The sequence below is a fragment of the Salinicola lusitanus genome (assembly GCF_003206045.1).
In the GTDB taxonomy this organism is placed as follows: domain Bacteria; phylum Pseudomonadota; class Gammaproteobacteria; order Pseudomonadales; family Halomonadaceae; genus Salinicola; species Salinicola lusitanus.
On sequence record NZ_PZJM01000001.1, the window covers coordinates 268721 to 293855 of the forward strand.

The window sequence follows — 25135 nt, forward strand, 5'->3', positions numbered from 1 at the left end:
GTGAACCTGAGGAGCACGCGTAACCCGCGCTGGGTCGCGGCCCTGGTGAGTCAGCCCGGCATCCTGAGGCTGGCTCGGACCGGACTGGCTTCTGCCTACCTGGTCGGCGGTCTCGATAAACTCTGGCACTTCGAGGCTGCCATACAGGAGCAGGCCCATTTCGGCCTTCACCCCGCCGGGCTGTGGGCAACGCTAGCGGTCGTCATCGAACTGACCGGTTCGCTGAGCCTCATCTTCAACCGCTGGACATGGCTCGGTGCCGGTGCGCTCGGCTGTCTGACGCTGGTGGCAATGCTGGTCGCCAACGATTTCTGGAACCTTACCGGCCAAGCCCGCTTCGTGGCGATGAACGGTTTCTTCGAGCATCTCGGGCTGATCTCCGCGCTCATTCTCGTGACGCGGCTCTGCGACACGCCATTCGTCGACGCGCCACTGCCGGAGAAGTCGTCGAGGGAAACATCATGAAGCATGAAGACACCGTACTCGCCGGCATCGCGGGCTACGTCGATACGCTGGGCTTCGTTGCCCTCTTCGGGCTTTTCACCGCCCACGTGACCGGCAACTTCGTGCTGATCGGGGCACAGGCCGGTGGCTTCGCCGAGGGTGCGCTCATCAAGCTGATGGCGTTTCCTGCCTTCGTGATCGGCGTCGTGCTGAGCAGCTTCCTGGTCAGGTGGCTACCGCGGCCTCTGGCGCCCAGTGTGCTATATGGTACTCAGACGGTATTGCTGCTCGCCTTCTGTCTGACGGGCATTCGCCTCTCACCGGTGGTCGACCCCGAAAATATCAGCGTGATCCTCTGCGGCATGACCGGCGCCATGGCAATGGGCATACAGAACGCCCACAGTCGTCTGATCGTGCGAGTCGGCGTTCCCAACACCGTGATGACCGGAAACGTGACCCAGGCCGTGCTCGATATCATCGAACTGATCGGACGGCGCTGCTCCCAGGAAGTCCGGCAGGCGGCCAGGGGGCGCCTGTCCAGGACCCTGCCGGCAGTGGCGGCATTCGGGCTCGGCGCCATCGCCGGTGCCGTGGCCTATCGCGAGATGCTGTTCATCGCGCTGCTACTGCCCGTGGCGCTGCTCGCCGCGATGACGCTGATCGCCTGGCGTCGACGTCCATTGGCGCGAGACGAATCCGCCGGGGCGGGCGTTGAACGCTAGCGCGATACGCTCCCATGTCACTCCCTTCCCGGTGGCAAGGCCACCGGGCACCACCGGACTGGAAGTTCCAGTCCGACGTTACGACAACCCGACACTGTAAGAGGAGTGCTTCCGATGACAACGATCACGACCCGCGATGGCACCGCCATCTACTACAAGGATTGGGGGAGCGGTCAGCCTATCGTCTTCAGCCACGGCTGGCCGTTGTGCGCCGATGCCTGGGAGAGTCAGATGATGTTCCTGGCCGAACAGGGCTTTCGCTGTATCGCCCACGACCGTCGTGGCCACGGTCGTTCCAGCCAACCGTGGCACGGCAACGAGATGGATACCTACGCCGACGATCTGGCCGAACTGATCGAATCGCTGGATCTGCAGGATGCGATTCTGATCGGCCACTCCACCGGCGGCGGCGAAGTCGCGCGCTACATCGGACGCCACGGGACCCGGCGCCTCGCCAAGGCAGTGCTGGTGGGCGCGGTGCCCCCCATCATGGTGGAAAGCCCCAACAACCCCAACGGTCTGCCGATGGCGGTCTTCGACGGCATCCGCGAGGGCGTGGCCAAGGACCGTTCGCAGTTCTTCCAGGACCTGACCACACCGTTCTTCGGCGCAAACCGCGACGGGTCCGAGGTCAGCCAGGGCATGCGCGATGCCTTCTGGCAGCAGGGCATGATGGGCGGCCTGAAGAACGAGTACGACTGCATCAAGGCGTTCTCGGAGACCGACTTCACCGACGATCTGAGAGCCTTCGACATTCCGACGCTGATCATTCACGGCGACGACGATCAGATCGTGCCCATCGCGGGCGCAGCTCGCCTGAGTGTGGAACTGGTCCCCGACGCCCGATTGACGGTCTACGAGGGTGGCAGTCACGCGCTGGCGGACACCCACAAGGACCAGCTCAACGCCGATCTGCTCGCGTTCGCCCGCTCCTGACAACTGGCCGGCGCCGCCAGGCGCCGGACTCGACTCCCCACTGGCACCGATGCTCACTCTCGGCGCGACCCACCAAAACGAGGGGCGAAGCCTCGCATCATGCGCAGTCACCGGGCGATTCCGACGTGAAGCGGACCGTCGTTTTCATCCACGATATTGGCCAGACGCCCGCCTGTTGGAACCTCTTCGTCAGCCGCTACGGCGCCTGTGACTATCTTTGTCAGGCACCCGCCTGGCCATGGCTTGCAACGACGCCAGGGACCGTATCCTCGACCCCAGGGTCCGGACCGTCGATCAAGAGCGTCGTCGATCACTACGCCGACTGGATCGGGTCGATGTCGTTTCCCCCCCTGCTGGTCGGCCACGGTTTCGGCGGTCTTGTCATCCAGCTGCTGCTGGATCGCGGCCTGGGCGCTGCCGGTATCGCGCTGTGCCCGATACCGCGCCGGGGCCACTGGAAGTCGCTGTTCCCGTTGCCGCCCCCTGCGCCAACGCTGGGGGCGGGCGACGTGCCCCCGCCGTCGACCGTGATGCCACGCCGGCTGCTGCTCGACGTCACGCTGGGCATCGGCACCGCCATCGACTACGCCAACGACGAGCGGGGACCACTGCTGCTGATCAGCGCGGGGAAGAGTCGCCGGGTATCGAGTGCCAGCGTCGCCGCCTGCTACCGACGCCATCGCCGCTCGATGGCCATCACCGCGCTGCGGGCGTTCCCCCATCACGGTGACTGGCTGATCGTCGAACCCGGCTGGGAAGCCGTCGCCGACGCCACGCTCGACTGGGTGCTAGACCCCGAATGACGCCAAAGACGGAGGCTGGGTGTAGTATCGGACACCCGGGTGTCCCTCCAACTCGACCGGCGAATACGACGCCGGCGCATCGCCGTAGGAAGGTCGGCATGAAACCTACGTCACCGCTCTGGCTGCACGCGCCGCGCCGTCGGTCGATCCTTCTCTGGCTATGGTGGGTCTGGCTGCTGATGCCGCCCAAGGCGCTGGCCCTGGATCCGAACCTCGCGCTCCAGCAGCTTCACCACCGCAGCTGGAGCGGGACCGCCGATGCGGGCGGGCCTGGCCAGGTCGGTGCTATCGCCCAAACCCCGGATGGCTACCTGTGGCTGGGCACGCACTACTCGCTGTTTCGATTCGACGGCAATACCTTCGAGCGTTATGTCTCGCTGGCGGGAAAAACCGTGGGGACCGTGTCGTCCCTGCTGGCGCTTCCCGATGGCGGGCTCTGGGTAGGTCTTCGACGTGGGGGGATCAGCCTGATTCGCAACGGCGAGCTCACCGACTACGCGCCAGGCGCGGAGTTCCCCAGTGGCGCCGTCTATGGGCTGGCGCAGGATCACGACGGCAACGTCTGGGCTGCCGCCAACGATGGTCTGGCGCGCTTCGACGGCAATCGCTGGCATACCGTCTCGGTCGACCAGGGCTTCCCCGGCCACAACGCTCGCTCGGTCTTCGTCGACCGGGACGGCACGCTCTGGGCCGCCAGCGAAAACCGGCTTTTCTACCTGCCCCGCGGTCATCGTCGATTCCTCGCTGTCGACCAGCCGGTGGGCTGGATCAGTCAGATGACCCAGACCCGCGACGGCACCTTGTGGATCGCCGAACTCTATCCCGGCCGCGTGCGCCCCGTTCTGCCTGATGGCAAGGCTTCGCCATCCATCGATGTCGTTTCTCTGGGCCTGGCCGCGGATCGCGACGGCAACCTGTGGATCGGTAGCCAGGGCGATGGCCTGCTGCGATTGCCCGCGCACGACGTCTCGTCGACCGACGCCGATCCGCCTGGCGATGCACTTCAACGCTATGTCCATCTCGATGGTCTTAGCGCCGACGATGTCGAGCCCGTCTTCGAGGACGGCGCGGGCAATATCTGGGTCGGCACCAGCGCGGGCCTGGACCGCTTTCGAGTGGCGACCCTCACGCCAGCGACACTGCCCGACGGCACCCGCAATGTCGCGTTGGCCACGGATGCGTCCGGCACGTTGTGGGCAGGCTCCAGCAATCGCCCGGTCATGCGCCAATCGACAGGAGAGTGGCTGGCGACCGACGTACCGCCGCCCATCACCAGCGCTTTCAGCGATGCCGGGGGCGACGTGTGGCTGGGCGGTCCGAACGGTCTGTGGCGAGCGCATCGAGGTGTGCTGAGCCATCTCACCGCGTTGCCGCCGGCCGCCCATGCTGAAGCGAGCGTGCGCGCCATGGCCCGAGATGGAAGTGGTGCTCTGTGGGTCTCGATCAACCGGCTGGGGCTGTTCCGGTGGCAAGACGGAACCTGGCAGCCCACGCGCCCGCCGACGAGTCGCCCGAGTCAGACCATGCCGGTCAGCGCTGCCAGCGATGCCCGGGGCCGGGTCTGGTTCGGCTACCGGGACGACCTACTGGTCAGACGAGGCGAGGATGGTGTTCGACAATGGGGGCCGCCGGAGGGTCTGGATGTCGGCAATGTGACGGCGCTCGCCCCGTCATCCCAATCTCTGTGGGTCGCGGGCACCAACGGCGTTGCCCTGTTCGATGGCGAACGCTTCCATGCCATCGCCAGGGGGGAGCCGTTCACCGGCATTCATGCGATCATCGAAACCCGACCGGATAACGCGAGCGAACATCGCACCGCGCTGCCGCCACTGGCCCCTTTCCTATCGGGGGATCTATGGCTACACACGCAATCCGGCATCCTGCGGGTTCCGGCGGCGGAAGTCGCTCGAGTGCTCGACGATCCTGGCTATCGTGTTCGCTTTGACCGCTACGAAGGGGATGGCGATCTTCCCAACGATGCTTTTCGTATCCATCCAGTGCCCAGCGCCATCCGGGGTCTGGACGGTCGTCTATGGTTCGCCACTGTCACCGGCGTGGTCTCGATCGACCCGCATCGGAGCCAGGATCGATCGCCACCGCCCGAGCCCCGGATCACGGCGGTCTCGGCAGATGCCAGCACCTACCCCCCGGCTGCCCGGATTTCGCTCTCCAGTCGACCCAGGCGTGTCGTGATCGACTACACCGCGATCGACCTGGCCCGTCCCGACAGTGTCCACTTCCGGTTTCGCCTGAACGGCTATGATGCCGATTGGCAGGATGTCGGCAGTCGTCGTCAGGCCATCTACACCCAGCTGGGCGCCGGCGATTACCGCTTCGACGTCGCGGCCGCGGGCAGCAACGGCATCTGGCACCCCCAGTTTGCGAGCGTGACGCTGCACGTCGCCCCCGCCTTTTATCAAACCTGGCTCTTCCGCGGGCTGTGCCTGCTGACGATGGTCACCGCGCTGTGGGCCTTCTATCGTTATCGGATGCGCCAGGCGGCGTTTTATCTGCGCGCTCGGCTCGAGGCGCGCCACGCCGAACGCGACCGTATCGCCCGCGAACTGCATGACACGCTATTGCAGAGCATCCAGGCGCTGGTGCTGCATTTTCAGGCCGCTGCCGACAGAATGCCCGCCGAGGATCCGGCTCGTCAGGCAATGACCCGGGCCCTCGAGCGTGCCGACGAAGTCATCGACGAAGGTCGTGAACGCGTGATCTCTCTGCGCCGCGCCTCGACCCGCGACAGTCTCGTCGCGCGCTTGTCCCGGGTGCCGCTGGAGTGGCCCTCCGCCCACAGCGTCACTTGCCGGGTCGTCACCCGGGGCCACCCCAGGCGCTTGCATGCCCAGGTCGACAACGAAGTGTACTGGATCGGCCATCAGGCGCTGAGCAACGCGCTTCGCCATGCCGGGGCCACGCAAGTCACCACAACGCTCAGCTATGAGAAGGAGGGCTTACGCTTGTCTGTCAGCGACGACGGCATGGGGATTCCCGGCCATTATTTGACGTCTTCGGGCCGCCCTGAACACTGGGGGCTGTCCGGCATGCAGGAACGCGCCCGACAGCTCCGAGGGAGGCTGACGATCGATAGCCGGGCTGGCGTCGGGACCACGGTCCGCCTGTCGGTGCCGGCAGCGGAGGCCTATCGAAGCCAAGCCCGGTCATGGCGCCGATGGCGATTGGGGAGAGCCTGAGCATGCAGCAGCGCCATGGGCCCATTCGGGTACTGATCGCCGACGATCATCCGCTGTTGAGGGAAGGCATCGCTGCCGTGATCGCGGGGCAACCGGATATCGAGCTGATCGGGGAAGCCAGCAACGGCGTCGAGGCCGTCGATCGCTATCGTCATCTACAGCCCGACGTCACGCTGATGGATCTGCAAATGCCCGAACTGGACGGCATCGCCGCCATTCGCGCCATTCGCGACGAATTCCCCGCGGCGCGTATCGCCATCCTGACCACCTATCAGGGAGATGTCCGCGTTCTGCACGCCATTCAGGCCGGCGCCACTGGCTATCTGTTGAAAAGCACGCTGCGTAAGTCGCTCGTCGAGACCATCAGAACGCTCGCGCAGGGCAAGCCCCACTTCCCCGCCGAGATCGCCGCCGACCTGGCATGCCATCTCGGCGCCGAGCCGCTCAGCCGGCGCGAGGTCGAGGTCTTGCGCTGCATCGCGCAAGGGCAGTCCAACAAGGCGATCGCACGCCAGCTCGGGCTCACCGAGGAAACGATCAAGGCCCATGTCAAGAATCTGATCGCCAAACTCGATGCCAGCAACCGCACGCATGCCGTCGCTATTGCCCTGCGGCGCGGCATCATCGATATGGCATAGGGGAAGGGTGGCCTGGATAACGAGTGGTAGAAAGACGCTGCCACTACCTCTTTCAAGGGAGGCATCGCCCCTACCAAAGGGGCTTATGGTGTCGACGACCGTGACCGATCATCGGTGCTCTGACGTCGCAGCAGAGGAGCTCGAACATGGCAGACCCTCGCCAAGGACCGGCCGTTTACCCGCCCCATCATGAAATGCAGACGGACAGGATGGTCATCGCGCTGTCTCTCCTGACCCAGGCAACCTACACCCTTGACGACGAATCGCTCTCCGAGCAACTGGGGCTTTCTCGGGTCGTGACGCTGCTGAGAGAACGACTCCCGGACAACACCGCGCCAGCCAAGCTCGCGGGCTGGCAGACCCAACGCTTGACCCTCCACATCGAGACCCATCTCCACGATACGATACGTGCTGCCGACCTGGCCGCCATCGTTCGGCTGAGCGTCGGTCACTTCACACATGCGTTCAAAAAGACTTTCGGCGAAACGCCATGCCACTATATCCATCGCCTGCGCATCCAACGGGCGCAAACGCTGATGCAGCGTCGAGAGCTTCCGCTGGCCGAGATCGCGTTGGCCTGCGGCTTCTGCGATCAGCCTCACTTCACCCGTCTGTTTCGTCGAGTCACCGGTATCAGCCCCAGTGAGTGGCGACGCCGCTTCGGCAACGGCCCGGTACAGCCACCGGCATCGATGGCACCGACGACATCGACGCCGCCAGCCTCGGCAGTCTGCGAGGCCCTTCTTCCCTGAACGAGGTCGACCGGACTCGACCGCCAGCGTCACTCAGGCAGCAGCAGGAAATTACCCTCCCGACCGTCACCGAGCTGGGAGTCCCCTTCGCTGTCGTCCTTGAGTGCGACCCCGGAGGCGTCCAGCGCCTGCGCCTCGCGCATCAGGTAGGCCAGCAGCCTGGCGGCATTGGCATACTTCAGTCCTCGCGGGCGGATGTTGGAGATGCAGTTGCGCTCGCTGTCGCGCCGGCCTGCCCGGGGCGCCCAGGTAAAATAGAGCCCCAGGCTGTCCGGCGAACTGAGTCCGGGCCGTTCACCGATCATGACGATGCTCATGCGCGCCTTGAGCGCCTCGCCGATGGGGTCACCGATCGCGACCCGGCCCTGCTCCACCAGCGCCACCGGCCCCAGCGACAGCCCCAGCCGTTCGATCTCCGGCAGCGCGGCGTCGAGAAACGGGATGGCCTGTTCATGAATCGCCCGCGCGGAAAGGCCGTCGACCACGCAGATCGAGACATCGCAGGGTTCGGACGTGATGGCGGCAAGCTCCTGCTCGGCGTCTGCGGAGAGTTGTCGGCCGAGATCCGGCCGGCGCAGGTATTCGTCACGGTCGGCTGCTTGGCTGTGCAGGCGCAGCGCCAGCGGAAAGCGACGGTCCAGTTCTGGCATCAGGCGCTCGGTATCCAGCGCCATGTGTACGGCATCCCGGGCCCGGGCATGGTCGAGCTGAAAGGCCAGCTGGGCCGACGTCGGCAGGCTGCCGCCGACGCGCCCCAGGCCGATTCTGGCATCGGTGAGCTCGCGCAGTCGCTGCCAGGGGTTGGTGACGGTGAGCGCTTCACCGGCCGCGGACGGTTGTCCCTCCTTCATGACGGCAGCTCCGTAGTGCCCCTCGATCCCAGTACATGCTGGAAACGCGGCGGCAACTCGCGGTCAAAGGCGATGCCCTGACCGTGGCGGTAGATGCCGCTGCGCTCCAGCCACTGCTCGAACTCCGGCGCCGGACGCAGTCCCAGCACCTGGCGCAGGTAGAGCGCGTCATGGAACGACGTGGTCTGGTAGTTGAGCATAATGTCGTCGGAGCCGGGAATGCCCATGATGTAGTGGCACCCCGCCGCACCCAGCAGCGTCAGCAGCATGTCCATGTCGTCCTGGTCGGCCTCGGCGTGATTGGTGTAGCAGACATCGCAGCCCATCGGCACGCCGAGCAGTTTGCCGCAGAAGTGATCCTCCAGCCCGGCGCGGATGATCTGCTTGCCGTCGAACAGATACTCGGGGCCGATGAAGCCGACCACGGTGTTGACCAGCAGCGGCTCGAACTCCCGCGCGACCGCGTAGGCGCGCGCTTCCAGCGTCTGCTGGTCGAGCCCGTGATGGGCATTGGCGGAAAGCGCGCTGCCCTGACCGGTCTCGAAGTACATCACGTTGTTGCCGAGGGGGCCGCGCTTCAACGACAGTGCTGCTTCGCGCCCTTCCCGCAGCAGGGCCAGGTCGATGCCGAAGCCGCGATTGGCCGCCTCGGTGCCGGCGATCGACTGGAACACCAGATCCGTTGGCGCGCCGCGCTCGATCGCCTCGATCGCGGTGGTGACATGGGTCAGCACGCAGCTCTGGGTGGGGATTTCGTAGCGGGAGATGACCTCGTCGAGCATCTTCAACAGCGTCACCACCGTGGAGGTGTTGTCGGTGGCGGGATTGATGCCGATCACGGCGTCACCACTGGCGTAGAGCAGGCCATCGAGAATGCTGGCCGCGATGCCGGAAGCGTCGTCGGTGGGATGGTTGGGCTGCAGCCGCGTCGACAGCCGGCCCGGCAGGCCGATGGTATTGCGAAAGCGCGTGACGACCTCGCACTTGCGGCCCACCAGCACCAGATCCTGCACCCGCATCAGCTTGGAGACCGCCGCAACCATCTCCGGTGTCAGGCCGGGGGCCAGCCGTGCGAGCGACTCGCCATCGGCGCGTTCGGAGAGCAACCAGTTGCGGAATTCGCCGACGCTCAGCGAGGCGACCGGCGCGAACGCGGCACGATCATGTCGATCGAGGATCAGCCGCGTGATCTCGTCCTCCTCGTAGGGGATCAGCGGCTCTTCCAGGAACGTGGCGAGAGGCAGCTCCGCCAGCGCCATCTGGGCGACGGCTCGCTCCTCGGCACTGGCAGCCGCAATTCCGGCCAGGGCATCTCCGGAGCGGTGCGGCGTGGCGGCAGCCAGCAGCGCACCAAGACCGTCGAACCGGTACCGCCGGCCGTCGACATCGATAACATGCTCACTCATGGCATCACACCTGTTGTCGTTGTTCGCGTACAGGGAGAGTGACCTTCAGTTTATGCCATAAACGCCGTAGCGCCTGCGAGCGGCATGTCGTCGCCTTCGCGGTACTTGCGCCTAGCTCCTCGCCAGTGCCAGGACCTCCTGCCAGAGGCCGTCGTCCAGCGTCAGCGGCGCCTGGCTGCGACGCTGGCGCCAGGTCGAAGCCCCTGGCCAGCGCACCGCCCGGCCTGACTCATCGGACGTGGCGGTCGCCAGATGATGCTGGATGCCCTCGACGATGGCGTCGCAGGCGGCTCGTCCGCCGAGCTGCTCGGGGTCGAACAGCATGAATATCTGGCAACTCCCGCCACCGCTGCCGCGTTCGACCCGATCGATGTCGTGGCTCGGTCGGCCCTGCGCCAGCAGCGCGGCCAGGGCGTCAAGCATTATGGACAGTCCCGACCCTTTCCAGTAACCGGTCGGAAGAAGGCGACGCGTCGCCTCGATCGCCGCCGGATCCCGCGTCAGTTCGCCATCCGCACCGAAGCCACCGTCGATGGGAAGCTGCTCGCCTTTGCGTCGCGTGGTCTGCAGCTTGCCATAGGAGAATTGGGACATCGCCATGTCCAGCACCAGCGGACCGTCGCGATGGGGAACGGCCATGACCAGAGGATTGTTGCCGATCGACTGGGTGGTGGCCCCCCAGGCCGGCATGCACGACTCCGTATTGGTCCACATGATCGCCGCAAAGCCCTGTTCGGCTGCGTGCCAACCGTAGCTGCCTCCGCGCATCCAGTGGGTCGTGTCGCGCAGCGCGACCAGCCCCATGCCGTGCTCACGCGCCAGGGCCATGCCCCGTTCGGTGGCCTGGATCGCATTACGAATGCCGATGCCGAAGTGGCCATCGAGCACCTCGATGGCGCCGAGTCGCTTTACGGGTTCCAGCGAGGCATCGACGTCGACCCAACCCCGGCGGACGTAGTCGACGAAGCGGGGAATGCGCCCGATCCCGTGAGAGTGCACCCCGTCCCGCGTGCTCTCGGCGTGAATACGCGCACAGAGCGCAGCGTCGTCGGGGCCTAGCCCCGCCTCGAGCAGGACCCGGTGCAGGGTGGCTTGCAGTGTTGCGAAATCGACCGTCGCCATTGGATATCCTTTAGTAATACATCATACATATATCCAGGGACCATAGCGGCCGCGATCACGCCTGCGTATTCGCCTTTAGTGGGGGATGGACCATCGCCGGTATTCCAGCAGTGGCGATCGCCTGAGCGACGAGCCCTGGCACCGGGGTGTGGAGAGACGGGATCACCCGCATCGAGCGCATGAAAAAAGCCCTGCCGATGGATCGACAGGGCTTTCTCGACGATGACGAGGCGTCACCGGCTTTCGCTGATACCAGGGCCGCCGTTGCCGGCGACCGGGCGACTCAGCGACGCAGGCCGAGCTTCTTGATCAGCGACTGATAGCGATCGAAGTCCTTACCCTTCAGGTAGTCCAGCAGCTTACGGCGCTGGTTGACCATGCGGATCAGACCACGGCGAGAGTGGTGATCCTGCTTGTGATCCTTGAAGTGGCTCTGCAGGCCGTCGATGTTGGCGCTCAGCAGCGCAACCTGGACTTCCGGGGATCCGGTGTCGCTCTCGCCCTGACCGAACTCTTTGACGATCTCGGCTTTCTTTTCAGCGGTTAATGCCATGAAAAACTCTCCAGCAAGCAATATGCCTGAATGATGAATATCGGAGACCACGCATATTTGCAGCCTCCCGTTTGGCCGTCACGGGGACGGGTGCATCGAATCGATGCCGCCAGCTTGGCCTCAGCCGCCTGTCGAGACTTGTCTCGACTCGACAGGATCCGAGTCCAATGCTGTCGTGTCGACCAGACGCCGGGGAGCGATTTCCCCCGGCGCGGTCAATTCGACCAATCCCAGAAAGGATTCGTCGCGATACAGTCTTGCCGTCGCGCCTGGCGCCAGCTCGGTGTCCGACACCGCCGCCCGTTGCCCCAGCAGCAGTCGCCGGGCCACGGTTTCCGTCACGCTGAGCGTCGGCAGATGCTCGAGCATGACGTCGACCGGGAGCAGTTGCGCCAGCCGTTCCTCGCCGCTCATCGCCTCGAGCGCCTCGAAGGATAAACGCCTTTCGCTGTCGAAGGGCCCGGTTTCCAGCCGTTCCAACGCCGTGATGTGGGCGCCAAACCCAACCGCGGCGCCGATATCCTCGGCCAGGGTCCGAATGTAGGTGCCCTTGCTGCAGCGAACCTGCAGCCAGACGCCATCGGGCTCCCATTCGAGCGGGCGCATATCATATATCGTTACGCGGCGCGGCGCACGCGCTACCGTCTCACCCTGACGCGCCAGCTCGTAGAGCTTGCGCCCCTGATGCTTGAGCGCCGAATACATCGGTGGGACCTGCTCGATCTCACCGCGGAAACGCTCGAGCGCAGCTTCGACGACGTCACGATCCAGCGTGGCGGGCAGCGCCTGGCGCGCGATCACCTCACCTTCGGCGTCCCCGGTGTCGGTCATGGCCCCGAACTGGATTCGGGTCCGATAGACCTTGTCGGCTTCGAGCAGGTGAGCGGAGAACTTGGTCGCCTCGCCCAGGCAGACCGGCAACAACCCGGTCGCCATCGGGTCCAGCGTCCCGGTATGGCCCGCCTTACGTGCCTGGAACAACCGCCGGGCGCGCTGCAGCGCGTGATTGCTCGACACCCCCTTGGGCTTGTCGAGCAGCAGCACACCGTTGATGGGCAGCCCCTTGCGACGCCGTGCCATCAGCGGGACTCTCCATCTCCGTGCCGCGTATCGTCCTGCCGGGATTCGTCGTCCTGGCCCGCACCATCCGCAGCCGCCGCCTCGTCACTCTCCTGCGGGCGGTTGCTGGCAACGGCCTCGTCGATCAGCGCCGACAGCTTGTGCCCGCGCACGACACTCTCGTCATAGTGAAAGCGCAGCTCGGGTACATGACGAAGCTTGATGCGGCGCGCGATCTGCGAGCGCAGGAAACCGGCGGCCCGCTTGAGCACAGCCAGGTTTTCCTTGACCCGAGCCGGATCGTTCTCGCCCAGCAAGGTCATGTAGATGTCGGCGTAACCGAGATCCCGACTGACCTTGACCGAGCTGACCGTGACCATCCCCAGGCGCGGATCCTTGATCTCGCGCTGAATCAGCACGGCCAGCTCCTGCTGCAGCTGGTCGGCGACCCGGTCGGTTCGTTTGAATTCGCGCATCGTTGCCTCTCGAGATTCCGCGGGCGCCTATTGCTTCAAAGACCTAGGCGCCGGCGGGATCCTGTCACTTACAGGGTACGCTCGACCTTGACCTGGTCGAAGACCTCGATCTTGTCGCCAATCTGAACGTCGTTGTAGTTCTTGACGCCGATACCGCACTCCATGCCGTTGCGCACTTCGTTGACGTCATCCTTGAAGCGACGCAGGGACTCCAGCTCGCCTTCGTAGATGACCACGTTGTCGCGCAGGACACGGATCTTCTTGTTGCGGTGGACGGAGCCCTCGACGACCATGCAGCCGGCGATCGCCCCGATCTTCGGCGCCTTGAACACGTCGCGCACCTCGGCGATACCGACGATCTCTTCCTTCCACTCCGGTGCCAGCATGCCGCTCATGGCCTGCTTGACCTCGTCGATCAGCTGGTAGATGACGCTGTAGTAGCGCAGATCCAGCCCTTCACGCTCGACGATCTCCCGCGCGGAGGCGTCGGCACGGACGTTGAAGCCGACCAGAATCGCTTCACTGGCCAGTGCCAGGTTGGCATCCGTACCGGTGATGCCGCCAACCCCGGAGGAGACCACCGCCACCTGCACTTCATCGGTGGAGAGCTCTTCCAGTGCGCCACGGATCGCTTCCAGCGAGCCCTGGACGTCAGCCTTGAGCACGACGTTGACCTTGGCCACCTCGTCCTGACCCATCTGGCTGAACATGTTCTCCAGCTTGGCCTTCTGCTGGCGCGCCAGACGCACTTCGCGGTATTTGCCCTGACGGAAGTTGGCGATTTCACGCGCCTTCTTCTCATCGGTCAGCACCATGAAGTCTTCACCGGCTTCCGGCGTGCCGTCGAGCCCCTGGATCTCCACCGGCATCGACGGACCCACCGACTCGACCTGCTTGCCGAGTTCGTTGGTCAGCGCACGCACGCGACCGTAGTGCAGGCCGGCGAGGACGATGTCGCCACGCTTGAGCGTGCCGTTCTGGACCAGCACGGTCGCTACCGGGCCACGGCCCTTGTCGAGGCGAGACTCGACCACGACGCCTTTGCCCGGTGCTTCCGGCACGGCCTTGAGCTCGAGCACTTCGGAAACCAGCAGCACCGATTCCAGCAGTTGGTCGATACCTTCGCCGGTCTTCGCGGAGACCGAGACGAACTGGGTATCGCCGCCCCACTCCTCGGAGATCACACCGTGCTGAGAGAGCTCGTTGCGAATCCGGTCGAGATCGGCGCCTTCCTTGTCGATCTTGTTGATCGCCACGACCAGTTGCACCCCGGCGGCCTTGGCGTGTTCTACCGCCTCGACCGTCTGCGGCATGACACCATCGTCGGCGGCAACCACCAGGATGACGACGTCGGTAGCCTGGGCACCACGAGCACGCATGGCGGTAAAGGCCGCGTGGCCAGGCGTATCCAGGAAGGTGACCCCACCATGTTCGCCTTCGACGTGGTAGGCACCGATGTGCTGGGTGATACCGCCGGCCTCGCCGGTCGCGACCTTGGTGCGACGAATGAAGTCGAGCAGCGAGGTCTTGCCGTGGTCGACGTGTCCCATGACGGTGACGACCGGCGAGCGGGTGATCTCGTCGCCTTCATAGGAGATGCCTTCGAGCACTTCGGTCTCGAGCGCATCTTCCTTGACCAGCTTCGGCTTGTGGCCCATCTCCTCGACCACGATCGCGGCAGTGTCCTGATCGATGGTCTGGTTGATGGTCACCGCCGCGCCCATGTTGAACATGGCCTTGATCACTTCGTTGGCCTTGACCGACATCTTGTCCGCCAATTCCGCGACGCTGATCGACTCCGGCAGCGCGACTTCACGCACGATCGGCTGGGTCGGCTTCTGGAACCCGTGCTGGTTGTCGCCGCGACCGCGACGGCTACCCCGACGCTCGGCCCGCTTGACCTTCTTGGCACCACCACCGCGACGCCGCTCGGAACGGTCGTCATCGTCGTCACGACGGCCACGACGACCCTGATCGCGCTCCTTGTCCTTCTTCGGGTGGGCGCGACGGTTCTCCGTCCGCGGCTCCTTGGGCGGCGGCTCGACGAACGGCTGGCTGTTGGACGTCGGCTCCTCGTCTTCCACCTGAGGCTCCTGGGGAATGTCATCCCCCGGTGCCTGAGGCTCGGGCGCGGGGGCCGCTGCCTTGTTGGAGCTCTCCTGACCGGCGGTCAGATCCGCCGTCGGCTCGCTGGCCGCTTCCGCCGCCGCAGCCTGCTCGGACTGCTGCTGCGCCTGATCGGCCATGTCGCCGACGAGCTGACGCGGACCCGCTTCCTCGGCCGGCGCTTCCTCGACCGGCTCCGCATCACGCTTGACGTAGGTGCGCTTCTTGCGCACCTGCACCTCGATGGTCTTGCCACGCTCGCCCGAACGGATCTTGCTGCGGGTATTGCGTGTCAAGGTGATGCGATTGCGCGGGCCGCGGCCACCACCACCATGACTCTTGGTCAGGTGATCGAGGAGACGTTGCTTGTCCTCTTCGGAGACCGCGTCGCTTTCCTTCTGATGCGGCAGACCCGCATCCTTCATCTGTTCAAGCAGGCGGGACACATCGCGTCCCACCTTGCCGGCAAACTCTTTTACGGTCATGTCTGACATTACGACCCTCCTGAACCCGTGACCACGTTACTCTTCGCTCTGAAACCAAGGCGCACGGGCAGTCATGATCAGTGCCGCTGCGCGCTCCTCGTCCACGTCGTCGATATCCTTCAGATCCTCGATGGACTGTTCTGCGAGGTCCTCCATGGTGACGATGCCACGGCTGGCAAGAATGAAAGCCAGGTGGCGGTCCATGCCGTCCATCGTGAGAAGGTCTTCGGCGGGCTGAGCGCCATCCAGTTGCTCTTCCGACGCGATGGCCAGGTTGAGAAGCTCATCCTTGGCCCTTGCACGAAGTTCCTCGACCAGATCCTCATCGAACTCTTCGATCTCCAGCATCTCTTCGACCGGCACGTAGGCCAGTTCTTCGATCGTCGTGAACCCTTCCTCGACCAGGATGCGGGCGACGTCTTCGTCGATCTCGAGATGGTTGATGAAATATTCGACCAGGCTGTCGACTTCCTGCTCGCGTTTACCCTCGGCTTCATCGATGGTCATGACGTTGAGCGTCCAGCCCGTCAGCTCGCTGGCGAGCCTCACGTTCTGACCGCTACGACCAATGGCCTGAGCGAGGTTGTCCTCGCCGACGGCGACGTCCATCGAATGGGCGTCCTCGTCAACGAGGATGGAGGCGACTTCCGCCGGCGCCATGGCGTTGATCACCAGTTGCGCGGGGTTGTCGTCCCATAAAATGATATCCACGCGCTCGTTACGCAGCTCGTTGGATACCGCCTGCACGCGCGATCCGCGCATGCCGACACAGGCGCCGACCGGATCGATTCGCCTGTCGTTGGTCTTGACCGCGATCTTGGCCCGCGCGCCGGGATCGCGAGCCGCGCCCTTAATCTCGATCAGTTGCTCGGCGATCTCCGGCACTTCGATCTTGAACAGCTCGACCAGCATGCCCGGCTTGGTCCGCGACAGGATCAGCTGGGAGCCACGCGCCTCCGCATCGACTTTCCACAGCAGCGCGCGCACACGCTCGTTCATGCGGTAGCGCTCGCCGGGGATCATCTCGCCACGGGGCAGGAAGCCCTCGGCGTTCTCGCCGAGATCGATGATCAGCCCGTCGCGTGTCGTTTTCTTGACGATGCCCGCGACCAGTTCGCCTTCCCGCTCGGAGTACTGCTTGACGATCTGGGCGCGTTCGGCCTCGCGCACCTTCTGCACGATCACCTGCTTGGCGGTCTGCGCGGCGATACGGCCGAAGGCCACCGACTCCACCTGCTCTTCGACCACATCGCCGACGGCCAAGGGAGGCTCGCGCGTCTCCGCTTCGGAGAGCGGAATCTCGCGATCTTCGCTGAGATAGTCTTCGTCTTCGACCACCACCCAGCGACGGAAAGTATCGTACTCGCCGGTGCGGCGATCAATCTGGACGCGGACGCTGACGTCCTGCCCCTCGAAGCGCTTGCGCGATGCGCTGGCCAGTGCCGCCTCGACAGCCTCGAAAATGACGTCTCGGGGCACGCTCTTCTCGTTGGAGATGGCGTCAACGACCAGCAGTATCTCTTTGCTCATGCCTATGCCTCGCCGAAAAACCGGTTCTTGGTTTCGAATTCTTGGTCTCGAATTACTGAGTCATCGAACAACAGGTGATGGAATTCAGTCGTCGAACTGCGGGACGACGCGAGCCTGATCGATGCTTTCGATGGGAAAGCAGTACTCTTCGCCATCGATGTGCAGCAGCACCTCGTCGCCATCGATGCCGGCCAGGCGCCCCTGGAACTTGCGACGCCCATCGAAGGCGGTGCGTAGCTTGAGCTGCACCACGTGACCGCTGAAGCGCGAAAAATGATCGAGCGTATAGAGCGGGCGATCGAGACCTGGAGAGGAAACTTCCAGGCTGTAGTTGCTCGAGATCGGATCTTCGACATCCAGCACGCCGCTGACCTGACGGCTGACACTCGCGCAATCATCGACCGAGATTCCATCGGGGCTGTCGATGTAGATCATCAGCTTGGAATGCTTGCCCTGAGCCAGATAGTCGAGGCCCCACAATTCGAAACCCATGGCGGTGACCACAGGTTCGATGATCGCATACAGTGCTGCGTCCTTGGTGACCACAAACGACTCCTACAGCAGTTGCATCAGGCACCTGACCGGGAGTTGAGAGAAATGCAAGGTGCTAGGTGGCTGACTGGCATTGACGTCGGCAGCGCCGTCGACGGCGACGAGCGCTGAAATCGACAAGGCTGCTAACAAAAAGCCCCTTCTCAGGAAGGGGCCTTTCAAAAAACTTGGTAGCGGGGGCCGGATTTGAACCGACGACCTTCGGGTTATGAGCCCGACGAGCTACCAGACTGCTCCACCCCGCAACATCAGGTTGGCGATTATAGGAACGGCCTCGAGATGGGTCAAGGAGGGCCGCAATATCGCCGAATTCTCAGCAACAAGAATTCATCAGTACCGCCCAGAGGTTCAAGTCGAAAAGACCGGAAAAACTTGACGATGGTGCCGAAGGCGGGACTTGAACCCGCACGACCGTAAGGTCACTACCCCCTCAAGATAGCGTGTCTACCAATTCCACCACTTCGGCATCAGGGGTGTGTAGCGCCTGGGCGCCACACTTAATTCGCTGCATTCGGAGCTTTCATCGAAGGCAGCGAATTTTCCTTTTCACTCAAGGATTTGACGATTCCTGACCGCCACCTTCCTCGAGTGCTGGCGCAGCATTATTCCCGCTTTGGGCACCATCGTCAAGCGTTGGCGCACCATTATGTTGCTGCTCGATCACCTGAGCATCCGGAATACCGCTCTGCGGCGCACTGCCGGCATTGGCGGCGAAGTACGCCAGCCCCAGCGAGGTCACGAAGAAAAGCGCCGCCAGGCCGCCCGTCAGCTTGGACATGAAGCCGCCACTGCCGCGAGAGCCGAACACCGTCTGCGAGGAGCCGCCACCGAATGCAGCGCCCGCTTCGGCGCCCTTGCCCTGCTGAAGCAGGACCAGAACCACCAGCGCAATGGCGGCGAGGACGTGTAACAACAAAACTGCTATCTGCATGAAATCAACCTGCTGACTGACAAATCGCTTTGAAATCGTCGACCTTGAGCGAAGCTCCGCCGATCAGGCCGCCGTCGATATCTTCCTGGGCGAGCAACTCCCGTGCGTTGCTCGCGTTCATGCTACCGCCATACAGCAGGCGTAGCGCATCGGCCAACGCCGAGTCGAAGCTCGCCTGATAGCCGCGAATCGCGGCCATCATCTGCTGGGCTTGCTCCGGCGTGGCCGTGCGCCCGGTACCGATCGCCCAGACCGGCTCGTAGGCAATCGTCATCATTCGACGCTGCCCGGGCTCGAGCCGGGCCATGACATGACCGACCTGACGCAGCACGACATCCTCGGACTGGCCGGCGTCGCGCTCCTCGAGGGTCTCTCCCACACAGAGAATCGGCTTGAGCCCCACGGTGAGCGCAGCGATGACCCGCTCGTAAACCTGTTCGTCACTCTCGTGATAGAGCTGGCGACGCTCGGAGTGGCCGGCCAGCACATACTCGACGCCGAACTCGGCGAGCATTTCGCCACTCACCTCGCCGGTGCGGGCCCCGGAGGGCAGCGGGTTCAGCGTCTGGGCGCCCAGCGCGAGAGGCGTGCCCGCAAAAGCGCTGCGCGCAGCATCGAGATAGGGAAACGGGGGATGGATCACCACATCGACCGGCGACGACAACTCAATCCCGGCAAACGTTCGACCGAACGTCTCGATCAATTCTGCCGAGCCGTTCATCTTCCAGTTACCTGCGATCAGCGGCTTGCGCATGCTACCTCCCATCGGTGGAGCGACATGGTATAAGAGCCTTGACAACAAGACAACAATTGCTGTCGGCGATCCGATCAGCTCAGGCGATCAAGGTTTCGACACTATCGGCGATCCGCCGCGCCAGCGCCTGGACATCGAATCTCGGTCGGCCTTCGACCATGACCCTGATCAGCGGTTCGGTACCCGAGGGCCGCAGCAGAACCCGACCACCGCCGCCCAGCTCCTCTTCCACCGACGCGACGCTTCGACACAACGCCTGGCTCTCCAATAGCGCCCGGGCATCGGAACCCGGGGGCAGGCGAACGTTGACCAGGGCCTGCGGCGCCTTCTCGAACCCTTCGAGCAACTGGTCCAGAGGCACCCCCTCTCGCACCATGACCGCCAGCACCTGCAGCGCGGAGACGATGCCATCGCCGGTGGTCTGCACGTTGCGACAGACGATATGTCCCGAGGCCTCCCCGCCCAGCAGCCAGTCGTTGGCCAGCAGCCGCTCGACGACGTAGCGGTCTCCCACCTTGGCCCGCTCGAAAGGGATCCCCTGCTTCTCGAACGCCGCGGCCAGCCCGAAGTTGGTCATCAGCGTGCCCACGACCCCGCCATTGAGCTTGCCTCGCGCGTGGAGGTCCCGCGCGATGATGTAGAGGATCTCGTCGCCGTCCACCGCCTCGCCCCGACGGTCGATCATCAGTACGCGATCGCCGTCGCCATCGAACGCGATGCCCAGGTCGGCCTGACACGACAGGACAGCCTCGCGCAAACGCTCGGTGTGGGTCGACCCCACGTCGCGGTTGATATTGAGGCCATCCGGCTCCCCGCCGATCACGCTGACATCGGCGCCGAGCTCCCGAAAGACATTGGGCGCGATATGGTAGGTCGCGCCATGCGCGCAATCCAGGACGATCCTCAGGCCATGCAGCTCGAGGCGATTGTGGACCGTTGACTTGCAGAACTCGATGTAGCGCCCGGCGGCGTCGCCGATTCGCACCGCCTTGCCGAGCTGGTTCGGCGCCATGGTCTCCAGCGGCTTCTCGAGTTCATCCTCGATCTCCGCCTCGACCTCGTCGGCCAGCTTCAGCCCTTCCGCCGAGAAGAACTTGATGCCGTTGTCCTGGTAGGGATTGTGCGAAGCCGAGATCACGATACCAGCGTCGGCACGAAAGGTTCGGGTCAGGTAGGCGATACCCGGGGTCGGCATCGGTCCCAGCAGGGAGACGTCGGCCCCTGCGGCCGATAGCCCCGCCTCCAGCGCAGATTCGAACATGTAACCCGAGATGCGAGTGTCCTTGCCGATGATCACCTTGGGTCGCGGCGACTGGGAGGATCGCTGCCGGGTCTGATGAGAGGATAGCTTGCGAGACAGCACGCGCCCCATCGCCCACCCCAGCTTGAGCATGAAGTCAGCGGTGATCGGATACTCGCCGACGGTGCCGCGAATACCGTCGGTACCAAAATAACGTCTACTCATGATCGCTCCGTTCCTGAAGCACGGCCCAGGCCATGTCGATCGCGTCGACCGTGGCTGCCACATCGTGCACTCTGACTATTCTAGCGCCACGCTCGACCGCCATCACGCTCAACGCGAGACCTCCAGGCAGGCGCTGATCGACAGGCCGGCCCAGCGCCTGGCCGATCATGCTCTTTCGCGACATCCCGACCAGCAGCGGCAGATCGAGCGCTTCGAGCGCACTCAGACGATTGAGCAGTCGAAGATTGTGTTCCAGCGTCTTGGCAAAGCCGAAACCCGGGTCGATCAGCAGTCGCTCCCTCGGAATACCTGCCTGCGCGCAGGCGGTGACGCGCTGGCGCAGGAACTCGACCACCGCCATCTCGATCGGCTCGGCGTAGTACGGCGCCTGCTGCATCGTCCCCGGCTCTCCGCGCATGTGCATGAGACAGACGGGCAACTCGGTGCCCGCCGCCGCCGCCAACGCCCCGGGTCGCGTCAGCGAGCGCACGTCGTTGAGCATCCCCGCCCCGGCCGCAGCGGCTTCGCGAATCAGTTCCGGCGTGCTGGTGTCGACCGAGACCAGCGCACCGAACTCCCGCACCAGCGTCTCGACCACCGGCAGCACTCGATCACGCTCCTCCTCCAGCGACACCGGTTCGGCGCCGGGGCGCGTCGATTCCCCGCCCACATCGATGATGTCGGCCCCCTCCCGCAGCAGCCGTTCGGCGTGACGGCGCGCGTCGTCCAGCTCGCGGTGCCGGTTGCCATCGGAGAAGGAGTCGGGCGTCACGTTCAGAATGCCCATGACGCGCGGACGCGAAAGATCGAGATCGTGATGGCCGCAGCGCAATCGGACACCGATGGAGGAAGAGTCAGTCATGGAAGGTCGTCGCTGGCAAAAGCGCCCACTCTAGGTAGGCCGGTACGGTTTCGCAACCGTCTCACAACGCAGCAGGGCGCCATATCTGACGCCCTGCTGGTTGATGCCGAGTCGTTCGAACCCGGATTGGCTGTGGACCGCCGGATCACCTCAAAGCCCTGACGGCCCGCCCAGAGGATCCGAGGGCCGGCGGTTGCCGGGCTCGTCATCCGACGTGCCTTCATCGCCTGGCTGTGGCTCAGGATCGCTGACCGGCCGACCAGAACCCGAGCTCGGACCATCGTCACCCCAATCCTTCGGCGGACGCGGCGGGCGACCTTCCATGATGTCCTTGAGCTGGGCAGCGTCGATGGTCTCGTACTGCATCAGCGCTTCGGCCATCAGGTCGAGCTTGTCGCGGTTGTCCTCGAGAATCTTGCGCGCCATGGCATAGCATTCGTCGATGATGCGACGCACCTCCTTGTCGAGGCGGGTCGAAGTCTCACCGGAACTCAGTTTGCCGCCACCCTGACCGGGACCACCGAGGAACTGATGCGATTCGTCCTCGTCGTACATCAGCGGCCCCATCTCCTCGGAGAGACCCCACTTGGCCACCATGCTGTGCGCAAGCTCGGTGGCCCGCTTGATGTCGTTGGAGGCACCGGTGGTGACCCCATTCGGCCCAAGCGTCATCTCTTCGGCGATCCGGCCACCGAACAGCGAGCAGAGCTGGCTGATGATCTGCTGACGGGAATAGCTGTAGCGGTCTTCCTCGGGGAGGAACATGGTCACGCCCAGCGCACGACCGCGCGGGATGATGGTGACCTTGTAGACCGGATCGTGCTCGGGCATCACCAGGCCGATGATGGCATGGCCGGCCTCATGGTAGGCCGTGTTGAGCTTGTCCTTCTCGGACATGACCATGGACCGACGCTCGGCGCCCATCATGATCTTGTCCTTGGCCAGCTCCAGCTCTTCCATACCCACGGTGCGTCGATTGCGTCGCGCCGCGAACAGCGCCGCCTCGTTGACCAGGTTGGCCAGGTCGGCGCCCGAGAAGCCGGGCGTGCCACGGGCGATGATGCTGGCCTGGACACCGTCGGCCATCGGCACCTTGCGCAGATGTACGTTGAGAATATGCTCGCGACCCCGGATGTCGGGCAGCGGTACGGTGACCTGACGGTCGAAGCGGCCCGGGCGCAGCAGAGCCGGATCCAGCACGTCGGGACGGTTGGTGGCGGCAATGACGATGATGCCGTCGTTGGCCTCGAAGCCGTCCATCTCGACCAGCAATTGGTTCAGGGTCTGCTCGCGCTCGTCGTGACCGCCGCCCATGCCGGAGCCACGATGGCGACCGACGGCATCGATCTCGTCGATGAAGATGATGCACGGCGCCTGCTTCTTGGCCTGTTCGAACATGTCGCGGACGCGGGATGCACCCACGCCGACGAACATCTCGACGAAGTCGGACCCGGAGATCGAGAAGAACGGCACCTTGGCCTCGCCGGCGATCGCCTTCGCCAGCAGCGTCTTGCCGGTACCCGGGGGGCCCACCATCAGCACGCCGCGGGGTATCTGGCCACCCAGGCGCTGAAACTTCGAAGGATCCTTGAGGAAGTCGACCAGCTCGACCACCTCCTCCTTGGCCTCGTCACAACCCGCGACGTCGGCAAAGGTGGATTTGATCTGATCCTGGCTCAGCAGCTTCGCCTTCGACTTGCCGAAGCTCATCGGGCCGCCCCGACCACTGCCGCCGCCCTGCATCTGGCGCATGAAGAAGATGAAGATGCCCAGAATCAACAGGATCGGGAAGCTGGCGATCAGCAAGCGCGTCCACAGGCTCTGCTCCTCGGGCTTCTGGCCGACGACCGTGACGTCATGCGCCAACAGATCGTCCATCAGCTTGGGATCCTGGGCGGCGGGGCGAATGGTCTGGAATTGCGTGCCATCCTTGCGCTCACCGTTGATGGTGTAGCCGTCGATGGTCACGCTGCGCACCTGGTCGTTCTGGACCTGCTGCACGAACTGCGAATAGCTCGTCGTGTGCGGCGAGCTATCGACGCTGAAGTTGTTGAACACCGTCAGCAGCACGGCTGCGATGACCAACCAGAGAATTAGATTCTTCGCCATGTCGTTCAAGACACCACCCTCGTAGTACGAATCTTGCTGCCTGCGCTTGCCGTGGTCTGACACTACACCAGATGGGGGCGTTCAACCACGCTTGCAAGCCTAGCCATGAAATCCCTGCGCCAGCAGGTAGACTTCTCGGGACCGGGCCCGGGACGCCTCCGGCTTGCGCGTGACCACCTTGCGGAAGCTGCCGCGCAGCTCCCGCAGGTAGTCGTCGAATCCTTCGCCCTGAAACACCTTGGCCAGAAAATGACCGCCGGGTGCCAAGGTCTGCCGCGCCAGATCGAGCGCCAGCTCGACCAGATACATCGCCTGGGGCTGGTCTATCGCCGCCATGCCGCTCATGTTCGGGGCCATGTCGGACAACACCAGGTCGACGGAGCGATCCCCCAGCGCAGCCAGAATCGCCTCCAGCACCGACTCTTCGGTGAAATCGCCCTGGATGAAGTCGACGCCGGCCAACGCATCCATCTCAAGGATGTCCGACGCAATCACCACCCCATCGCTACCGACCTTCTCGGCGGCGACCTGACTCCAGCCTCCCGGGGCGGCCCCCAGGTCGATCACCGACATCCCGGACCGGAGTAACTTGTCACGCTCGTCGAGTTCCAGCAACTTATAGCTTGCACGCGAACGATAACCATCCTTCCAGGACTGCTGGACGTAGCGATCGTCGAAATGCTCTTTCAGCCAGCCTGCGCTGCTCTTGCTCTGGCGCGTCGAGGAACCGGCATTGTCGGGACTGGGCCTGGAGGAGCGCGCCACTGGAGATCACCTGAAGAAAGCTCGAAGAAAGGGTGGAGATGCGGACTGAAGATCGGACGTGGGAGAGCGAGGTGTCGACAGGGGATCACCATCACCGCTCCAGGGACCACACACCAACGACATCTTTCCCGCGGCGACCGAAACCCGTACCATGTCGCGTTTCGACAGTGCGGTGGTGAGACCGATTGCAGCACCGCTGTAAAATATCGCGAAGTCCAACGGTCAGACTACCATGAGCCTATCATCCGCACAAAAGAAAGCCTTCCGCAGCATCGGCCATCATCTGCAGCCGATCGTCACGGTGAGTGAAAACGGCTTGAGCGAGGGCGCTCAGCAGGAGCTCGAACGCGCCCTGCGCGATCACGAACTGATCAAGGTCAAACTGGCGATTCCCGAACGGGAAGAGCGCCAGGCCATGGTCGAAGAGCTGATCGAGCTCTCCGGCGCGGAGCTGGTGCAGTCGCTGGGCAAGACGGCACTACTCTACCGCCACAACCCGAAAGCCAACCCCAAGCTCTCCAACGTGCAACGCGCCGAGGAGCATCACGGGCGGCACTGAGCACGAAGGCCGCGAGCCGCGAGCCGCGAGCCGCGAGCCGCGAGCCGCGAAAATCAGA

At 64.2% G+C, this 25135-nt stretch carries 23 protein-coding genes and 2 tRNA genes; 8 read left to right on the forward strand and 17 right to left on the reverse strand.

Annotated elements, in window-relative coordinates; genetic code table 11:
• From DOM45_RS01285 to DOM45_RS01315, 7 genes are all read left to right on the forward strand, one after another.
• Complete coding sequence (locus tag DOM45_RS01285; RefSeq protein WP_110597704.1) at nucleotides 1–465, forward strand: DoxX family protein; 465 nt, start codon at nucleotides 1–3, stop codon at nucleotides 463–465.
• Nucleotides 462–1166, forward strand: coding sequence for a YoaK family protein (locus DOM45_RS01290; protein ID WP_110597705.1), 705 nt, complete (start codon nucleotides 462–464; stop codon nucleotides 1164–1166). The genes DOM45_RS01285 and DOM45_RS01290 overlap by 4 nt, the downstream gene beginning before the upstream one ends.
• A 114-nt stretch (nucleotides 1167–1280) precedes the next feature.
• Entirely contained in the window at nucleotides 1281–2102 is an 822-nt protein-coding gene (locus DOM45_RS01295) for an alpha/beta fold hydrolase (protein ID WP_110597706.1), read from the forward strand.
• A 335-nt stretch (nucleotides 2103–2437) separates the two neighbouring features.
• Nucleotides 2438–2905 carry an alpha/beta fold hydrolase gene (locus DOM45_RS01300; RefSeq protein WP_110597707.1) on the forward strand — a complete coding sequence of 156 codons (468 nt, stop codon included), beginning with the start codon at nucleotides 2438–2440 and terminating at the stop codon, nucleotides 2903–2905.
• 98 nt (nucleotides 2906–3003) lie between these two features.
• Nucleotides 3004–6102 (forward strand): sensor histidine kinase, encoded by a 3099-nt coding sequence (locus tag DOM45_RS01305; RefSeq protein WP_162302588.1) that lies wholly within the window; start codon nucleotides 3004–3006, stop codon nucleotides 6100–6102.
• A 2-nt stretch (nucleotides 6103–6104) separates the two neighbouring features.
• Nucleotides 6105–6740, forward strand: a complete 636-nt coding sequence (locus DOM45_RS01310; RefSeq protein ID WP_110597830.1) for a response regulator — start codon at nucleotides 6105–6107, stop codon at nucleotides 6738–6740.
• Nucleotides 6741–6886: 146 nt separating this feature from the next.
• Nucleotides 6887–7492, forward strand: a complete 606-nt coding sequence (locus DOM45_RS01315) for a helix-turn-helix domain-containing protein (RefSeq protein ID WP_110597709.1) — start codon at nucleotides 6887–6889, stop codon at nucleotides 7490–7492.
• A gap of 29 nt (nucleotides 7493–7521) precedes the next feature.
• Here DOM45_RS01315 and eutC read toward each other — a convergent pair whose 3' ends face one another.
• The 17 genes from eutC to rlmE form a co-directional block, all read right to left on the reverse strand.
• Nucleotides 7522–8343 carry an ethanolamine ammonia-lyase subunit EutC gene (eutC, locus tag DOM45_RS01320; protein ID WP_110597710.1) on the reverse strand — a complete coding sequence of 274 codons (822 nt, stop codon included), beginning with the start codon at nucleotides 8341–8343 and terminating at the stop codon, nucleotides 7522–7524.
• Complete coding sequence (locus tag DOM45_RS01325) at nucleotides 8340–9749, reverse strand: ethanolamine ammonia-lyase subunit EutB (protein ID WP_110597711.1); 1410 nt, start codon at nucleotides 9747–9749, stop codon at nucleotides 8340–8342. The genes eutC and DOM45_RS01325 overlap by 4 nt, the downstream gene beginning before the upstream one ends.
• A 111-nt stretch (nucleotides 9750–9860) precedes the next feature.
• Nucleotides 9861–10871 carry a 3-dehydro-L-gulonate 2-dehydrogenase gene (yiaK, locus tag DOM45_RS01330; RefSeq protein ID WP_110597712.1) on the reverse strand — a complete coding sequence of 337 codons (1011 nt, stop codon included), beginning with the start codon at nucleotides 10869–10871 and terminating at the stop codon, nucleotides 9861–9863.
• 283 nt (nucleotides 10872–11154) lie between these two features.
• Nucleotides 11155–11424, reverse strand: a complete 270-nt coding sequence (rpsO, locus tag DOM45_RS01335; protein ID WP_071230933.1) for a 30S ribosomal protein S15 — start codon at nucleotides 11422–11424, stop codon at nucleotides 11155–11157.
• A 120-nt stretch (nucleotides 11425–11544) separates the two neighbouring features.
• Nucleotides 11545–12504: a tRNA pseudouridine(55) synthase TruB gene (gene truB / locus DOM45_RS01340; RefSeq protein WP_110597713.1), complete on the reverse strand. Its 960-nt coding sequence runs from the start codon at nucleotides 12502–12504 to the stop codon at nucleotides 11545–11547.
• Entirely contained in the window at nucleotides 12504–12959 is a 456-nt protein-coding gene (rbfA, locus tag DOM45_RS01345; protein ID WP_110597714.1) for a 30S ribosome-binding factor RbfA, read from the reverse strand. Before rbfA ends, truB begins: the two co-directional genes overlap by 1 nt.
• 68 nt (nucleotides 12960–13027) lie before the next feature.
• The gene (gene infB / locus DOM45_RS01350; RefSeq protein WP_110597715.1) at nucleotides 13028–15559 is read right to left on the reverse strand and encodes a translation initiation factor IF-2; all 2532 of its coding nucleotides are present in this window, start codon (nucleotides 15557–15559) and stop codon (nucleotides 13028–13030) included.
• A gap of 27 nt (nucleotides 15560–15586) precedes the next feature.
• Entirely contained in the window at nucleotides 15587–17080 is a 1494-nt protein-coding gene (nusA, locus tag DOM45_RS01355) for a transcription termination factor NusA (protein WP_110597716.1), read from the reverse strand.
• Nucleotides 17081–17164: 84 nt separating this feature from the next.
• Nucleotides 17165–17626, reverse strand: coding sequence for a ribosome maturation factor RimP (gene rimP, locus DOM45_RS01360; RefSeq protein ID WP_110597717.1), 462 nt, complete (start codon nucleotides 17624–17626; stop codon nucleotides 17165–17167).
• Nucleotides 17627–17800: 174 nt separating this feature from the next.
• Nucleotides 17801–17877, reverse strand: a tRNA-Met gene (locus tag DOM45_RS01365).
• 134 nt (nucleotides 17878–18011) lie between these two features.
• Nucleotides 18012–18098 (reverse strand) — tRNA-Leu (locus DOM45_RS01370).
• Nucleotides 18099–18182: 84 nt separating this feature from the next.
• A complete protein-coding gene (gene secG, locus DOM45_RS01375) occupies nucleotides 18183–18563 on the reverse strand; it encodes a preprotein translocase subunit SecG (protein ID WP_110597718.1) in 381 nt (126 codons plus the stop codon).
• Between the two features lie 4 nt (nucleotides 18564–18567).
• The gene (gene tpiA / locus DOM45_RS01380; protein WP_110597719.1) at nucleotides 18568–19317 is read right to left on the reverse strand and encodes a triose-phosphate isomerase; all 750 of its coding nucleotides are present in this window, start codon (nucleotides 19315–19317) and stop codon (nucleotides 18568–18570) included.
• A 79-nt stretch (nucleotides 19318–19396) separates the two neighbouring features.
• Nucleotides 19397–20782, reverse strand: a complete 1386-nt coding sequence (glmM, locus tag DOM45_RS01385) for a phosphoglucosamine mutase (RefSeq protein ID WP_110597720.1) — start codon at nucleotides 20780–20782, stop codon at nucleotides 19397–19399.
• Nucleotides 20775–21644 carry a dihydropteroate synthase gene (folP, locus tag DOM45_RS01390; RefSeq protein ID WP_240612249.1) on the reverse strand — a complete coding sequence of 290 codons (870 nt, stop codon included), beginning with the start codon at nucleotides 21642–21644 and terminating at the stop codon, nucleotides 20775–20777. Before folP ends, glmM begins: the two co-directional genes overlap by 8 nt.
• Before the next feature lie 150 nt (nucleotides 21645–21794).
• Nucleotides 21795–23762 (reverse strand): ATP-dependent zinc metalloprotease FtsH, encoded by a 1968-nt coding sequence (gene ftsH / locus DOM45_RS01395; protein ID WP_110597721.1) that lies wholly within the window; start codon nucleotides 23760–23762, stop codon nucleotides 21795–21797.
• 90 nt (nucleotides 23763–23852) lie between these two features.
• Complete coding sequence (gene rlmE, locus DOM45_RS01400; RefSeq protein ID WP_110597722.1) at nucleotides 23853–24518, reverse strand: 23S rRNA (uridine(2552)-2'-O)-methyltransferase RlmE; 666 nt, start codon at nucleotides 24516–24518, stop codon at nucleotides 23853–23855.
• Between the two features lie 232 nt (nucleotides 24519–24750).
• Between rlmE and yhbY the strand changes: the two genes are divergently transcribed.
• Complete coding sequence (yhbY, locus tag DOM45_RS01405; protein WP_110597723.1) at nucleotides 24751–25077, forward strand: ribosome assembly RNA-binding protein YhbY; 327 nt, start codon at nucleotides 24751–24753, stop codon at nucleotides 25075–25077.
• Nucleotides 25078–25135: the final 58 nt, after the last annotated feature.

What these genes read in the sequence shown, in the direction of transcription:
- DOM45_RS01305 (WP_162302588.1), top strand. Translation starts at nt 3,004, where the DNA reads ATGAAACCTACGTCACCGCTCTGGCTGCACGCGCCGCGCCGTCGGTCG.
- nusA (WP_110597716.1), bottom strand. Translation starts at nt 17,080, where the DNA reads ATGAGCAAAGAGATACTGCTGGTCGTTGACGCCATCTCCAACGAGAAG.
- rbfA (WP_110597714.1), bottom strand. Translation starts at nt 12,959, where the DNA reads ATGCGCGAATTCAAACGAACCGACCGGGTCGCCGACCAGCTGCAGCAG.
- DOM45_RS01290 (WP_110597705.1), top strand. Translation starts at nt 462, where the DNA reads ATGAAGCATGAAGACACCGTACTCGCCGGCATCGCGGGCTACGTCGAT.
- tpiA (WP_110597719.1), bottom strand. Translation starts at nt 19,317, where the DNA reads ATGCGCAAGCCGCTGATCGCAGGTAACTGGAAGATGAACGGCTCGGCA.
- infB (WP_110597715.1), bottom strand. Translation starts at nt 15,559, where the DNA reads ATGTCAGACATGACCGTAAAAGAGTTTGCCGGCAAGGTGGGACGCGAT.
- rpsO (WP_071230933.1), bottom strand. Translation starts at nt 11,424, where the DNA reads ATGGCATTAACCGCTGAAAAGAAAGCCGAGATCGTCAAAGAGTTCGGT.
- truB (WP_110597713.1), bottom strand. Translation starts at nt 12,504, where the DNA reads ATGGCACGGCGTCGCAAGGGGCTGCCCATCAACGGTGTGCTGCTGCTC.
- DOM45_RS01315 (WP_110597709.1), top strand. Translation starts at nt 6,887, where the DNA reads ATGGCAGACCCTCGCCAAGGACCGGCCGTTTACCCGCCCCATCATGAA.
- DOM45_RS01295 (WP_110597706.1), top strand. Translation starts at nt 1,281, where the DNA reads ATGACAACGATCACGACCCGCGATGGCACCGCCATCTACTACAAGGAT.
- DOM45_RS01325 (WP_110597711.1), bottom strand. Translation starts at nt 9,749, where the DNA reads ATGAGTGAGCATGTTATCGATGTCGACGGCCGGCGGTACCGGTTCGAC.
- yiaK (WP_110597712.1), bottom strand. Translation starts at nt 10,871, where the DNA reads ATGGCGACGGTCGATTTCGCAACACTGCAAGCCACCCTGCACCGGGTC.
- eutC (WP_110597710.1), bottom strand. Translation starts at nt 8,343, where the DNA reads ATGAAGGAGGGACAACCGTCCGCGGCCGGTGAAGCGCTCACCGTCACC.
- DOM45_RS01300 (WP_110597707.1), top strand. Translation starts at nt 2,438, where the DNA reads ATGTCGTTTCCCCCCCTGCTGGTCGGCCACGGTTTCGGCGGTCTTGTC.
- glmM (WP_110597720.1), bottom strand. Translation starts at nt 20,782, where the DNA reads ATGAGTAGACGTTATTTTGGTACCGACGGTATTCGCGGCACCGTCGGC.
- yhbY (WP_110597723.1), top strand. Translation starts at nt 24,751, where the DNA reads ATGAGCCTATCATCCGCACAAAAGAAAGCCTTCCGCAGCATCGGCCAT.
- DOM45_RS01310 (WP_110597830.1), top strand. Translation starts at nt 6,105, where the DNA reads ATGCAGCAGCGCCATGGGCCCATTCGGGTACTGATCGCCGACGATCAT.
- folP (WP_240612249.1), bottom strand. Translation starts at nt 21,644, where the DNA reads ATGACTGACTCTTCCTCCATCGGTGTCCGATTGCGCTGCGGCCATCAC.
- secG (WP_110597718.1), bottom strand. Translation starts at nt 18,563, where the DNA reads ATGCAGATAGCAGTTTTGTTGTTACACGTCCTCGCCGCCATTGCGCTG.